A 14,676-nucleotide genomic window follows, 5' to 3' on the forward strand; every position below is an offset into this window, starting at 1 on the left:
TCATGGCTGACTATCGGGGCAGAAAAGTCGTCATCATTGGACTCGGCATCACTGGCCTGTCCTGTGTTGATTTCTTCCTCGCGCAGGGCGTGACGCCTCGCGTGATGGATACCCGTGTGTCTCCGCCTGGCCTCGACAAGTTGCCTGAGGCGGTTGAACGCTATGTGGGCGGTATCAACAGCGACTGGTTGCTGGCGTCGGACTTGATCGTTGCCAGTCCAGGCATCGCGCTGGCGCACCCTGCATTAAGTGAAGCTGCGGATGCCGGTATCGAAATCGTTGGTGATATCGAACTGTTCTGCCGTGAAGCTCAGGCTCCGATTGTCGCGATCACCGGCTCGAACGGTAAAAGCACTGTCACCACGCTGGTGGGTGAAATGGCCCGTGCAGCAGGTTGGCAGGTTGGCGTGGGTGGCAACATCGGTTTACCGGCGCTAACCCTGCTGAAATCTCCGGCACAGTTGTATGTGCTGGAACTTTCCAGCTTCCAACTTGAAACCACCTACAGTCTGCAAGCAGCGGCTGCCACCATTCTCAACGTAACGGAAGATCATATGGATCGCTATCCGTTGGGCATGCAGCAGTATCGTGCGGCGAAATTGCGCATTTATGAAAACGCCCGCGTCTGTGTGGTCAATGCCGATGATGGTATGACCATGCCCGTGCGTGGTGTTGATGCACGATGTGTCAGTTTTGGCATTAATCTGGGTGATTATCACCTGACCCAGCAGCAAGGCAGCACCTGGTTGCGGGCGCAGGGCGAAAGAGTGCTAAACACTGATGAAATGGCTCTGGTGGGCCAGCACAACTACACCAACGCACTGGCGGCGCTGGCGCTGGCAGATGCGGTGAATATCCCGCGCGCTTCCAGTCTGAAAGCGTTAACCACTTTCACTGGCCTGGCACACCGTTTTCAGCTGGTGCATGAAGCGAACGGTGTGCGCTGGATCAATGACTCCAAAGCCACCAACGTCGGCAGCACTGAAGCGGCACTCAATGGTTTGCAGGTGAAAGGCACCTTATGGCTGCTGATGGGCGGCGATGGCAAATCTGCTGATTTCAGTTCGCTGACGCGCTTTTTGCAGGGCGACAACGTACGTCTCTATTGCTTTGGCCGCGACGGCGATGCGCTCGCTGCATTGCGCCCTGAGATCGCTACGCGCACAGAAACGATGCAGCAGGCCATGGAGCAGATTGCCCCTCAGGCGAAGGCGGGCGACATGGTGCTGCTGTCACCGGCCTGCGCCAGCCTCGATCAGTTCCGTAATTTTGAACAGCGCGGTGATATTTTCGCGCAACTGGCGAAGGAGCTGAGCTGATGCGCATTCCGGGTGCCAGTATTGCCAGCTTCCTCTCCGTGCGTTTACGCGATTGGGTGATGGGTGGCCGTGAAAATGATGATGCGCCAGTGGTGCTGTATGACCGCACGCTGCTGTGGCTGACCTTTGGTTTGGCGATTATCGGCTTTGTGATGGTGACTTCAGCGTCGATGCCGGTCGGCCAGCGTCTTAACGAAGACCCGTTCTACTTCGCTAAACGCGACGCTTTTTATATTGCCCTGGCGGTAGGTATGGCGCTGGTGACATTGCGCGTGCCAATGGATTTCTGGCAGCGCTACAGCAACGTGATGCTGATGGCGTCTGTGGCAATGCTGCTGATTGTCTTGGTGGTGGGCAGCTCGGTTAACGGTGCATCGCGCTGGATTGCCCTCGGCCCATTGCGTATTCAGCCGGCTGAATTATCCAAGCTGTCCCTGTTTTGCTATCTCGCCAGCTATCTGGTGCGCAAAGTAGAAGAAGTGCGTAACAACTTCTGGGGCTTCTGCAAGCCGATGGGTGTGATGGTGGTGCTGGCCGTTCTGCTACTGGCGCAACCCGATCTCGGCACGGTGGTGGTGCTGTTCGTCACAACGCTGGCGATGTTGTTCCTCGCGGGCGCCAAAATGTGGCAGTTCCTGGCGATCATCGGCTCCGGTATTTTTGCCGTGGTGCTGCTGATCATCGCTGAACCCTATCGTATGCGCCGTGTGACCTCTTTCTGGAACCCATGGGAAGATCCCTTTGGCAGCGGCTACCAGCTGACTCAGTCTCTGATGGCGTTTGGCCGTGGCGAATTCTGGGGCCAGGGCCTCGGCAACTCGGTGCAAAAACTCGAGTATCTGCCGGAGGCACATACCGACTTTATCTTCTCCATCATTGGTGAAGAGTTGGGTTATGTCGGTGTGGTTTTGGCGCTGTTAATGGTATTCTTCGTGGCTTTTCGCGCGATGTCGATTGGTCGCCGTGCTCTGGAGATCGATCAGCGCTTTTCTGGCTTCCTCGCTTGCTCAATTGGCGTGTGGTTTAGCTTCCAGGCGCTGGTTAACGTCGGTGCGGCTGCAGGCATGCTGCCGACCAAAGGTCTGACACTGCCGCTGATCAGTTACGGTGGCTCAAGTCTGATCATCATGTCGACCGCCATCGTGTTTTTATTGCGCATTGATTATGAAACGCGTCTGGCAAAAGCGCAGGCGTTTACCCGAGGTGCTCGATGAGTAGTAAGCGGCTGATGGTGATGGCCGGTGGAACCGGTGGACACGTGTTCCCTGGTCTGGCGGTGGCACACCATCTGATCGAACAGGGCTGGCAGGTGCGCTGGCTCGGAACCGCTGACCGAATGGAAGCGGATTTGGTGCCGAAGCATGGCATTGAGATCGATTTTATCCGCATCAGTGGTTTGCGCGGCAAAGGTGTCAAAGCACAGTTACTGGCACCCGTACGTATTTTCAATGCATGGCGCCAGGCGCGTCGTATTATGAAGCGTTGGCAGCCGGACGTGGTACTCGGTATGGGCGGATATGTTTCCGGCCCGGGTGGATTAGCCGCCTGGAGTTGCGGTATCCCGGTGGTGCTGCATGAGCAGAACGGCATTGCCGGGCTGACCAACAAATGGCTGGCGAAAATTGCCACCAAAGTGATGCAGGCGTTTCCGGGTGCATTCCCGAAGGCCGATGTGGTTGGCAATCCCGTGCGTACCGATGTGTTGACCCTGCCGCTGCCTGCTGAACGCCTGAGTGGACGCAGCGGTGCGATTCGTGTGCTGGTAGTTGGCGGAAGCCAGGGCGCACGCATATTGAATCAGACGGTGCCGCAGGTGGCCGCGGAACTGGGTGATGCCATCACGATTTGGCATCAAAGCGGCAAAGGTGCGCTGGAGATGGTGCAGCAGGCTTATCGCGATGCCGGACAGCCACAGCACAAGGTCACCGAGTTTATCGATGATATGGCGGAAGCCTATGCCTGGGCGGATGTGGTGGTGTGTCGTTCGGGCGCCTTAACGGTGAGCGAAGTCGCCGCCGCAGGTTTACCAGCGATCTTTGTGCCGTTTCAGCATAAAGACCGCCAGCAGTACTGGAATGCGTTGCCGCTGGAGCAAGCGGGCGCAGCCAAAATTTTCGAGCAGCCGCAATTTACCGCGACTGCAGTAGCAGACACGTTGCGCCACTGGGATCGCACAACGCTGCTGGCGATGGCTGAGAAAGCGCGCCAGGTTGCGATTCCTGATGCAACCGATCGGGTTGCGCAGGAAGTGGCACGCGTCGCGAAGTAATTAATAGGTCGGTTTGACCGGCTGTACCTGAATGCAGGTACACATGAGATCAACAGGTAATTGAGACAGATGAATACACAACAATTGGCAAAACTGCGTTCTATTGTGCCCGAGATGCGTCGCGTCCGGCACATTCACTTTGTCGGCATCGGTGGTGCTGGCATGGGCGGTATTGCCGAGGTGTTGGCGAACGAAGGTTATCACATCAGCGGTTCGGATCTGGCGCCTAACCCGGTGACCCAGCATCTGGCCTCGTTAGGTGCGACCATTTATTTCAACCATCGCCCGGAAAACGTGACGGATGCGAGCGTGGTGGTGGTGTCGACAGCGGTGGCACAGGACAATCCGGAACTGGTCGCGGCCCGCGAGCAGCGTATCCCGGTGATCCGCCGTGCAGAGATGCTGGCTGAGCTGATGCGCTTCCGTCATGGTATCGCGGTTGCCGGTACGCACGGCAAAACCACCACCACAGCGATGGTCACCAGTATTTATGCCGAAGGTGGACTGGATCCGACATTCGTGAATGGCGGCCTGGTGAAAGCGGCGGGCACCCATGCGCGTTTGGGCACCAGTCGTTACCTGATTGCGGAAGCGGATGAGAGTGACGCGTCGTTCCTGCATTTGCAGCCGATGGTGGCGATTGTCACCAATATCGAAGCGGACCATATGGACACCTATCAGGGCGACTTCGAGAACCTGAAGCAGACGTTCATTAACTTCCTGCATAACCTGCCGTTCTATGGACGTGCTGTGATGTGTGTGGATGATGTGGTGATCCGCGATTTGATCCCACGCGTGGGCCGTCAGGTCACCACTTACGGCTTCAGTGATGACGCCGATGTGCGCATCGAAAACTATGAACAACGTGGCGCGCAGGGGCACTTTACCCTGATTCGTCAGGACAAGCCGGTGCTGAAAGTGACACTGAATGCGCCGGGTCGTCACAATGCCTTAAACGCAGCCGCCGCTATTGCAGTGGCGACGGAAGAAGGCATTGAAGATAACGCGATTTTGGCCGCGCTGGAGAGTTTCCAGGGCACTGGACGCCGCTTTGATGTGCTGGGCGAATTTGATACCGCAGCGGTCAATGGCAATCCAGGCAGCGCGATGCTGGTAGATGATTACGGTCATCACCCAACGGAAGTCGACGTCACCATCAAAGCCGCCCGTGCCGGCTGGCCAAATAAGAAACTGGTGATGGTGTTCCAGCCGCACCGTTACACGCGAACTCGTGATCTTTTCGATGACTTCGCTAACGTGCTGTCACAGGTTGATGTATTGCTGATGCTGGATGTTTATCCGGCCGGTGAAGCGCCGATTCCAGGCGCAGATAGCCGTTCACTGTGCCGCGCGATTCGCCATCGCGGTAAGGTTGACCCGATTCTGGTCTCTGAGCACGATGCGTTGCCGGAAGCGCTGGCACCGTTGTTGTCAGGTGACGATCTGGTGATCGTGCAGGGCGCCGGCAATATCGGCAAAATCGCCCGCAAGCTGGCTGAGCTTGAGTTGCAGCCAGCTGCGAAAACGGAGGTGCGCCATGGCTGAGAAAGTCGCCGTCCTGATGGGGGGAACCTCCGCAGAGCGTGATGTATCGCTAATGTCGGGCAGTGCCGTGTTGGCAGGATTGCGTGAGATGGGCATTGATGCACACGGCGTGGATACCCGTGATGTGTCAGTGCTGGACCTCAAAGCACAGGGTTTTGAAAAAACCTTTATCGCCCTGCATGGTCGTGGCGGTGAAGATGGCACGCTGCAGGCGGTATTGGAGTTCCTCCAGTTGCCGTATACCGGCAGCGGCGTGATGGCTTCGGCGATCACCATGGATAAACTGCGCAGCAAATTGCTGTGGCAGGGCAGGGGACTGCCATCAGGAAAATTTGTTTGGTTAACGCGCCAGCAGCGGGAATTGGGTTTAGATGCACAAACCCAGGCTGCAATCGATGCGCTCGGCCTGCCGCTGTTTGTGAAACCAAGCTGTGAAGGTTCAAGTGTCGGCATCAGCCGAGTGAACACGTTAGAAGCATTGCCTGCTGCGTTGGATGAAGCGTTTCGCCACGACAATGATGTCTTGATTGAGGCCTTCCTGAGCGGTGCGGAATATACCGTTGGCATTCTGGGTGATGAAATTCTGCCTTCTATCAGAATAAAAACCGCCAGCGAGTTCTATGACTATGAAGCGAAATACATTTCTGACGATACTGAATACTTCTGCCCAAGCGGTTTGAGTGCAGAGCAGGAAGCAGAATTGAAGACGTTAGTATGGGCAGCCTGGCGTGCACTGGGATGCAGCGGCTGGGGGCGTGTCGATGTGATGACGGATGCTGAGGGTAAATTCCAGTTGCTGGAAGTGAATACCTCACCGGGCATGACCAGCCACAGTCTGGTGCCGATGGCCGCGAAGCAGGCAGGATACAGTTTCCCGCAGCTGGTGGCGCGTATTCTGGAACTGGCTGACTGATATGTCTCAGGCGGCGATACGTGTACGAAATCGCGAACCCCAGGAGCGTGCGCGCACCGGGCGTAGCAACGGTGCCCGACTGTTTGGCGTCGTATTCCTGCTGATTGTGTTGGGCATCATGACCGCCGGTGGGCTGGTGGTGCTGAAGTGGATGAATGATGCGTCGCGTTTACCGCTGTCGAAGCTGGTGGTGACCGGGGAAACGCATTACACCACGCATGATGACATTCGCCAGGCCATTTTGTCGCTCGGTGCGCCTGGCACGTTTATGTCGCAAAACGTGGACATCATCCAGCAACAGATTGAGCGTTTACCCTGGATCAAACAGGTCAGTGTGCGTAAGCAGTGGCCTGATGAGCTGAAGATTAACCTGGTGGAGTACGTTCCGGTGGCTCGCTGGAATGACTCACACATGGTAGACGCCGATGGCGTCTCCTTCAGCGTCCCGGCCAGTCACATCGGTAAAGAAACATTGCCGATGTTATATGGCCCGGAAGGCAGTGAAACAGAGGTGTTGGCGGGCTATCACACCATGAGTGATGTGCTCAAAGCCGGCAAGTTTACCCTGAAGGTCGCGTCGATGACGGCGCGGCGCTCGTGGCAGTTAGTGACCAGCGACGATGTGCGCATCGAACTGGGACGCAGCGACACCATGAAGCGTCTGAACCGTTTTATTGAGCTCTATCCGGAGCTGCTGCAGCAAGGCCAGAGTCAGAACAAGCGCATTACCTATGTCGATTTGCGCTACGACTCCGGTGCCGCAGTAGGCTGGGCAGCGGCCCCGCTGGAGCCACAGGACAGTAATCAGCAACAAAACCAGGCACAGGCTAAACCACAATGATCAAGGCAACGGACAGAAAACTGGTAGTAGGACTTGAAATCGGCACCGCAAAGGTTGCCGCCCTGGTTGGGGAAATTCTGCCTGATGGTATGGTCAACATTATTGGGGTGGGCAGCTGCCCGTCTCGCGGTATGGATAAAGGCGGCGTAAATGACCTTGAGTCGGTGGTGAAATGCGTTCAACGCGCCATCGACCAGGCTGAACTGATGGCTGATTGCCAGATTTCGTCGGTTTACCTTGCTTTATCGGGCAAACATATCAGTTGTCAGAACGAAATCGGGATGGTTCCGATTTCGGAAGAGGAAGTGACTCAGGATGATGTAGAGAACGTGGTACATACGGCGAAATCCGTACGCGTGCGCGATGAACATCGTATCCTGCATGTTATTCCTCAGGAATATGCCATTGATTATCAGGAAGGCATCAAGAATCCGGTGGGACTTTCCGGCGTGCGTATGCAGGCGAAAGTGCACTTGATCACCTGCCACAATGATATGGCGAAAAATATTGTTAAAGCCGTTGAACGTTGCGGCCTGAAAGTTGACCAACTGATTTTTGCCGGACTGGCATCCAGTTTCTCGGTTCTGACTGAAGATGAACGTGAGCTGGGCGTCTGTGTTGTTGACATCGGTGGCGGTACAATGGATATCGCGGTTTATACCGGCGGCGCACTGCGTCACACCAAAGTGATCCCTTATGCAGGGAATGTGGTGACCAGTGATATCGCCTATGCCTTCGGCACACCGCCAACCGATGCGGAAGCGATCAAAGTACGCCATGGTTGTGCGCTGGGTTCGATTGTTGGCAAAGATGAAAACGTCGAAGTGCCGAGCGTCGGTGGACGTCCACCGCGTAGTCTGCAACGCCAAACGCTGGCAGAAGTGATTGAGCCGCGTTACACCGAATTGCTGAATCTGGTGAATGACGAGATTCTGCAACTGCAGGAGCAACTGCGCCAGCAGGGCGTGAAACACCACCTGGCAGCAGGCATCGTGCTGACCGGTGGCGCAGCACAGATTGAAGGTTTGGCCGCTTGCGCCCAGCGTGTGTTCCATACGCAGGTGCGTATTGGTCAGCCACTTAACATCACCGGCCTGACGGATTATGCGCAGGAGCCGTATTACTCAACTGCAGTCGGTCTGCTGCATTACGGCAAAGAGTCACACATGAACGGTGATGCAGAAACGGAAAAACGTGCTTCAGTGGGCAACTGGTTTAAACGTATCAATAGCTGGCTGAAGAAAGAGTTTTAATTTTTGAAAAAGGAGATCATGCAGGCAATGTTTATGATCTCCAGGCGACAGGCACATAACGGAGAGAAATCATGTTTGAACCTATGGAATTAACCAATGACGCGGTGATTAAAGTCATCGGCGTCGGCGGCGGCGGTGGCAACGCCGTAGAGCACATGGTACGCGAGCGTATCGAAGGTGTAGAATTCTTCGCTGTAAACACCGACGCGCAAGCGTTGCGTAAGACAGCGGTTGGCCAGACGATCCAGATCGGGACCGGTATCACCAAGGGTCTCGGTGCGGGTGCAAACCCGGAAGTGGGGCGTACCTCAGCTGAGGAAGATCGTGAAGCACTGCGTTCTGCACTGGAAGGGGCAGACATGGTGTTTATCGCTGCAGGCATGGGCGGCGGTACCGGTACCGGTGCAGCGCCAGTCGTGGCAGAAGTAGCAAAAGATTTGGGTATCCTGACCGTTGCGGTGGTGACCAAGCCCTTCAACTTCGAAGGCAAAAAGCGTATGGCTTTTGCTGAACAGGGTATCGCTGAGCTGTCTAAGCATGTCGATTCACTGATCACCATCCCGAACGACAAGCTGTTAAAAGTGCTGGGTCGCGGTATCTCTCTGCTGGATGCCTTTGGTGCAGCCAACGACGTACTGAAAGGTGCGGTGCAGGGTATCGCCGAGCTGATTACTCGCCCAGGCTTGATGAACGTTGACTTCGCGGACGTGCGTACCGTGATGTCAGAAATGGGTTACGCCATGATGGGCTCCGGCGTGGCATGCGGTGAAGACCGTGCCGAAGAAGCAGCCGAAATGGCGATCTCCAGCCCACTGCTGGAAGATATCGATCTGTCTGGTGCGCGCGGCGTGCTGGTCAACATCACGGCGGGCTTCGACCTGCGTCTGGATGAGTTCGAAACCGTGGGTAACACTATCCGCGCCTTCGCCTCTGACAACGCGACCGTGGTAATCGGTACTTCTCTGGACCCAGAGATGAACGACGAACTGCGCGTGACCGTCGTTGCTACCGGTATTGGCATGGACAAGCGTCCAGAAATTACGCTGGTGACCAACAAACCGGCTTCGCAGCCAGTGATGGATCATCGCTACCAGCAGCACGGCATGGCGCCGTTGCCGCAGGAGCAGAAGCCGGCAGCGAAAGTGGTCAACGACCAGCCAGCATCGTCCAATAAAGAGCCAGATTATCTTGATATTCCAGCCTTCCTGCGTAAACAGGCAGACTAAGAATATCCTGAGAATTGGGATTCTCCGCTCTTTGTGCTAAAGTATTCGCCCGCTGGTAATTTATACTGGCGGTCGGATGGGTAATATTGCGAGATAATGCGATGATCAAACAAAGGACATTAAAACGTATTGTTCAGGCGACTGGTGTCGGTTTACATACCGGCAAGAAAGTCACGCTGACCTTACGCCCTGCGTCGGCTAATACCGGGGTCATCTATCGTCGCACTGACTTGAATCCACCGGTTGATTTCCCGGCTGATGCAAAATACGTGCGCGACACCATGCTGAGTACCTGCCTGGTGAATGATGAAGGCGTGCGTATATCGACGGTTGAACACCTGAATGCTGCATTGGCTGGCTTGGGTATCGACAACATCATTGTTGAAGTCGATGCGCCCGAAATCCCGATTATGGATGGCAGTGCCGCGCCTTTTGTCTACTTGCTGATGGATGCAGGCGTCGAAGAGCTGAACAGTGCGAAGAAATTCGTACGCGTTAAGCAGACGGTGCGTGTTGAAGATGGCGATAAGTGGGCCGAGATCAAACCCTATAACGGTTTCTCACTCGACTTTACTATCGACTTCAAACATCCGGCAATTGATTCAAGCTCGCAGCGTTACCAGCTGAACTTCTCGGCTGAGGCGTTTGTTCGCCAAATCAGTCGTGCGCGCACCTTTGGTTTTATGCGTGAAATCGAATATCTGCAGTCTAAAGGCCTGTGCCTGGGCGGTAGCTTAGATTGTGCGATTGGTCTTGATGATTTCCGTGTACTTAACGAAGACGGTCTGCGCTTTGAAGATGAGTTCGTTCGTCACAAAATGCTGGACGCGATCGGCGATCTGTTTATGTGTGGCCACAACGTGATTGGCGCTTTCTCTGCGTTCAAATCTGGTCATGCTTTAAACAATAAATTGCTGCAAGCGGTACTGGCGAAGCAGGAAGCCTGGGAATGGGCAACCTTCGAAGACGAAGCTGAACTGCCACTGGCATTCAAAGCACCAAATTTAGTCCTGGCGTAAGTCAGTCATAAAAACGGCAGTTTCCCTGACACCCTCTCCGGTCAGTGGAAGCTGCCGTTTTTTATTGCCTGTTTTTTATTCCTGCAAGACCGCTCTCAATTCTCTGCTATCACTGGCGAAAGCCTGTACAAATAAACGTGAAATCCCCCGTAAGCCCTTTAATCACTGGTGTCCTGGCCCCACATAAGTGCTATTATCTGGCGCTCATATGAGCAGGTTCGCGGATAACCGCAACGGCTTCATTACTTTATTTAACTGTGGACAGGTTGTGATCGGGATTTTCTCACGCTGGCGACAATTAGGCAGACGCTACTTCTGGCCTCATCTCTTATTAGGGATGGTGGCGGCCAGTTTGGGCTTGCCTGCCTGTGCGCAAAGTGCGGAGTCCACGGCGACAGACTCGCCTATCAGCAGCCTGTTTGTCGGCAATGTTGTTCATTTCGATCATTTAATCCGTCTGCAGGAAAGTGCGCGTCGACCTAATTTCAATGTCGATTACTGGCATCAGCATGCCATTCGCACGGTCATTCGCCACCTCTCATTTAGTATGACGCCACCTGCAGAAGCGGAACAGAGTCATACAGTCCCGCTGGCGGCACAAAAGCTGGCGTTAATCGATTCGCTGCAGGCGCTACTCACATCGCCAGCTCAACCCGCTATTGCATTAGAGCCGCAGGAAACGCTGCGTCATCGCGAACCTCAAATTCACACTTCTGCTGACTGGCAGGCTGCTATTCATGGCATCCGCGCCGGGCCTGCCATTGCTTAACAGCTAACGATTTTCCACATCCTGTTTTAGATTTTCCAGACCGCATGAATGCGGCTGAATTGAGAAAAATTTATCATGTTAATCAAATTGTTAACCAAAGTCTTTGGCAGCAGTAACGATCGTACCCTGCGCCGTATGCGCAAAATTGTCGATGTCATCAATAAGATGGAGCCGGATTTCGTCAAGCTCTCGGATGACGAACTGAAAGCCAAAACCGACCTATTCCGTGAACGCCTGAAGAAAGGTGAAAGCCTTGAAAGCCTGATTCCTGAAGCCTTTGCTACGGTACGTGAAGCCAGTAAACGTGTGTTTGGTATGCGCCACTTCGATGTACAGCTGATTGGCGGCATGGTGCTGAATGAGCGTTGCATCGCCGAGATGCGTACCGGTGAAGGTAAAACCCTGACGGCAACACTGCCGGCTTACCTGAACGCATTAAGCGGTAAAGGCGTGCACGTGGTCACGGTGAACGACTACCTGGCACAGCGTGATGCCGAAAACAACCGTGCACTGTTCGAGTTCCTGGGTCTGTCTATCGGTATCAACCTGCCAAACATGCCCGCGGTGGCCAAACGCGCAGCCTATGCTGCGGATATCACCTACGGTACTAACAACGAATACGGCTTCGACTACCTGCGCGACAACATGGCGTTCAGCCCGGAAGAACGCGTCCAGCGTAAACTGCACTACGCGTTGGTGGATGAGGTGGACTCCATCCTGATCGATGAAGCGCGTACGCCGTTAATCATCTCCGGTCCTGCCGAAGACAGCTCTGAGCTGTACACCAAAGTGAATAAAATCATTCCTCACCTGGTGCGCCAGGAGAAGGAAGATTCAGAAACCTTCCAGGGTGAAGGTGACTTCTGGGTCGATGAGAAAGCACGTCAGGCTCACATGAGCGAGCGTGGTCTGGTAAAAGTTGAAGAGCTGCTGGTGAGCCAGGGCATCATGGAAGAAGGTGAGTCACTTTACTCGCCAACCAACATCATGCTGATGCATCACGTGACGGCTGCACTGCGTGCGCATGCGCTGTTTACTCGTGATGTCGATTACATCGTGAAAGATGGCGAAGTGATCATCGTCGATGAGCACACCGGCCGTACCATGCAGGGCCGTCGCTGGTCTGATGGTTTGCATCAGGCTGTTGAAGCCAAAGAAGGCGTGGAAATCCAGAACGAGAACCAGACGCTGGCTTCCATCACCTTCCAGAACTACTTCCGTATTTACGAAAAACTGGCCGGTATGACCGGTACTGCTGATACCGAAGCGTTTGAATTCAGCTCGATCTATAAACTCGATACCATCGTGGTGCCAACTAACCGTCCGATGGTGCGTAAAGATATGGCTGACCTGGTCTATATGACCGAGAAAGAGAAGATCGACGCGATCATCGAAGACATTCGTACTTGCACTGCGAAAGGCCAGCCGGTGTTGGTCGGTACCATTTCGATTGAGAAATCAGAGGTGGTCTCTAACGAACTGACGCGCGCGGGTATCAAACACAGCGTACTGAACGCCAAGTTCCACGCCAGCGAAGCGGATATCGTGGCACAGGCGGGTCAACCAGCTGCAGTCACCATCGCAACCAACATGGCAGGTCGTGGTACCGATATCGTGTTGGGCGGTAGCTGGCAGGCCGAAGTGGCAGCGCTGGATGAACCTTCAGAAGAGCAGATTCAGGCCATCAAAGAAGCCTGGAAACTGCGCCATGATGCGGTGCTGGCTTCGGGCGGTCTGCACATCATTGGTACTGAACGTCACGAATCGCGCCGTATCGATAACCAGTTGCGCGGCCGTGCGGGTCGTCAGGGTGATGCCGGTTCATCCCGTTTCTATCTGTCGATGGAAGATGCATTGATGCGTATCTTCGCCTCGGATCGCGTATCTAACATGATGCGTAAACTGGGCATGAAACCAGGCGAAGCGATTGAGCATCCGTGGGTCACCAAAGCGATTGCCAACGCACAGCGTAAAGTGGAAAGCCGTAACTTCGACATCCGTAAGCAGCTGCTGGAATACGATGATGTGGCGAACGATCAGCGCCGCGCCATCTACAGCCAGCGTAATGAATTGCTGGACGTGTCTGATGTGTCTGAAACCATCAACAGCATCCGTGAAGATGTGTTCAAAGCCACCATCGACACCTACATTCCACCTCAGTCACTGGAAGAAATGTGGGATGTACCGGCGCTTGAAGAACGCCTGCGTAACGATTTCGATCTGGATCTGCCGATTGCTGAGTGGCTGGACAAAGAGCCGGACCTGCATGAAGAAACGCTGCGTGAACGTATCATGAGCCGCGCGCATGAAAACTATGCGTCGAAAGAAGAAGTGGTTGGCGCTGAAATGATGCGTAACTTCGAAAAAGGCGTGATGCTGCAAACCCTGGATTCATTGTGGAAAGAGCATCTGGCGGCGATGGATTATCTGCGTCAGGGCATCCATCTGCGCGGTTATGCGCAGAAAGATCCGAAGCAGGAATACAAGCGCGAGTCCTTCTCAATGTTCGCGGCGATGCTGGAGTCGCTGAAGTATGAAGTGATCAGCACCCTGAGCAAAGTACAGGTGCGCATGCCGGAGGAAGTCGAAGCGATGGAACAGCAACGCCGTGAAGAGGCTGAGCGTCTGGCACAGCAGCAACAGCTGAGCCACGTTGATGACGAAACCGCTGCGGCCGCCGCGCTGGCTGCGCAGGGTGGGGAGCGCAAAGTAGGGCGCAACGATTTGTGCCCATGCGGTTCCGGTAAGAAATACAAACAGTGTCATGGCCGCCTGGCCTGATAAACGAGGAGCCTTCGGGCTCCTTTTTCTTTTGGCCGTCGCCACAGAGTTAACATTGCCTGGCGACTGCATTACTATCAGCGCTCATTAATTAAAAGCGGAATTCAGCTTATGAAACACCTGCAAGTCGCAGTGGGCATCATTCGCAATGCCAGCCGTCAGATCTTCCTTGCCCAGCGTGCGGCAAGCTCCTACATGGCGAATAAATGGGAGTTTCCTGGCGGAAAAATTGAACAGGATGAAACCGCTGAACAAGCGTTAAAACGCGAGTTGATGGAAGAGACCGGCATTGAGGTGACAGCCGCGAAGGCGATTGGTCTGGCCGATCATAGCTATGACGATCTGCGCGTCACATTGCACTTCTTCCTGGTGGAAGGATGGAACGGTGAGCCGTACGGCCGTGAAGGACAGCCTCAGCGTTGGGTGGAACAGCGTGATTTAGTCGCGGAAGAGTTTCCTCCTGCCAACCACGAACTTATCGCTCGCCTGGTGGCTGACGAAATTTAAGCGAAGGGGCGTAAGCCCCTTATCTCTTGTTAATGCTGTTCTTCGCTCCAGTCATCGCTGTCGGTCAGATCGCTATCGCTGGGAATGCGCTTCTCTTCCGCGGCCCATTCGCCCAAATCAATCAGCTGGCAGCGCTTGCTGCAGAACGGGCGCCACGGACTCAGTTCATCCCACATCACATCTTTACCGCAGTTGGGACAAGGTACGGTAATCATCTCTTCCTGCATAACAACC

General features: G+C 54.6%; 13 protein-coding genes. 12 read left to right on the forward strand and 1 reads right to left on the reverse strand.

From position 1 onward, the window contains the following. Positions 1-2: 2 nt before the first annotated feature. From murD to mutT, 12 genes are all read left to right on the forward strand, one after another. Entirely contained in the window at positions 3-1,319 is a 1,317-nt protein-coding gene (gene murD, locus ACCW76_RS10975) for a UDP-N-acetylmuramoyl-L-alanine--D-glutamate ligase (RefSeq protein ID WP_436338539.1), read from the forward strand. After that, the gene (ftsW, locus tag ACCW76_RS10980) at positions 1,319-2,533 is read left to right on the forward strand and encodes a cell division protein FtsW (protein ID WP_038649075.1); all 1,215 of its coding nucleotides are present in this window, start codon (positions 1,319-1,321) and stop codon (positions 2,531-2,533) included. The genes murD and ftsW overlap by 1 nt, the downstream gene beginning before the upstream one ends. After that, positions 2,530-3,588, forward strand: coding sequence for an undecaprenyldiphospho-muramoylpentapeptide beta-N-acetylglucosaminyltransferase (gene murG, locus ACCW76_RS10985; RefSeq protein WP_436338540.1), 1,059 nt, complete (start codon positions 2,530-2,532; stop codon positions 3,586-3,588). Before ftsW ends, murG begins: the two co-directional genes overlap by 4 nt. 69 nt (positions 3,589-3,657) lie before the next feature. Next, positions 3,658-5,133, forward strand: a complete 1,476-nt coding sequence (murC, locus tag ACCW76_RS10990; protein ID WP_436338541.1) for a UDP-N-acetylmuramate--L-alanine ligase — start codon at positions 3,658-3,660, stop codon at positions 5,131-5,133. Beyond that, entirely contained in the window at positions 5,126-6,046 is a 921-nt protein-coding gene (locus tag ACCW76_RS10995) for a D-alanine--D-alanine ligase (protein WP_038649068.1), read from the forward strand. The genes murC and ACCW76_RS10995 overlap by 8 nt, the downstream gene beginning before the upstream one ends. Before the next feature lies 1 nt (position 6,047). Further along, entirely contained in the window at positions 6,048-6,887 is an 840-nt protein-coding gene (gene ftsQ / locus ACCW76_RS11000; RefSeq protein ID WP_436338542.1) for a cell division protein FtsQ, read from the forward strand. Further along, positions 6,884-8,140 (forward strand): cell division protein FtsA, encoded by a 1,257-nt coding sequence (gene ftsA / locus ACCW76_RS11005; RefSeq protein WP_013507861.1) that lies wholly within the window; start codon positions 6,884-6,886, stop codon positions 8,138-8,140. The genes ftsQ and ftsA overlap by 4 nt, the downstream gene beginning before the upstream one ends. Before the next feature lie 71 nt (positions 8,141-8,211). Beyond that, positions 8,212-9,366, forward strand: coding sequence for a cell division protein FtsZ (ftsZ, locus tag ACCW76_RS11010; RefSeq protein WP_034829667.1), 1,155 nt, complete (start codon positions 8,212-8,214; stop codon positions 9,364-9,366). A 101-nt stretch (positions 9,367-9,467) separates the two neighbouring features. Next, positions 9,468-10,385 (forward strand): UDP-3-O-acyl-N-acetylglucosamine deacetylase, encoded by a 918-nt coding sequence (lpxC, locus tag ACCW76_RS11015; protein WP_034829665.1) that lies wholly within the window; start codon positions 9,468-9,470, stop codon positions 10,383-10,385. A 268-nt stretch (positions 10,386-10,653) separates the two neighbouring features. Beyond that, a complete protein-coding gene (secM, locus tag ACCW76_RS11020) occupies positions 10,654-11,154 on the forward strand; it encodes a secA translation cis-regulator SecM (protein ID WP_197079625.1) in 501 nt (166 codons plus the stop codon). A 75-nt stretch (positions 11,155-11,229) separates the two neighbouring features. Continuing rightward, complete coding sequence (secA, locus tag ACCW76_RS11025) at positions 11,230-13,935, forward strand: preprotein translocase subunit SecA (protein WP_436338543.1); 2,706 nt, start codon at positions 11,230-11,232, stop codon at positions 13,933-13,935. 111 nt (positions 13,936-14,046) lie between these two features. Then, complete coding sequence (gene mutT, locus ACCW76_RS11030; RefSeq protein WP_034829661.1) at positions 14,047-14,442, forward strand: 8-oxo-dGTP diphosphatase MutT; 396 nt, start codon at positions 14,047-14,049, stop codon at positions 14,440-14,442. A gap of 29 nt (positions 14,443-14,471) precedes the next feature. On the opposite strand, the gene yacG is transcribed toward mutT, so the two are convergent. Further along, positions 14,472-14,669 (reverse strand): DNA gyrase inhibitor YacG, encoded by a 198-nt coding sequence (gene yacG / locus ACCW76_RS11035; RefSeq protein ID WP_034829659.1) that lies wholly within the window; start codon positions 14,667-14,669, stop codon positions 14,472-14,474. Positions 14,670-14,676 lie beyond the last annotated feature (7 nt).

The sequence above is a fragment of the Pantoea sp. C8B4 genome, from assembly GCF_051336905.1.
In the GTDB taxonomy this organism is placed as follows: Bacteria; Pseudomonadota; Gammaproteobacteria; order Enterobacterales; family Enterobacteriaceae; genus Pantoea; species Pantoea rwandensis_B.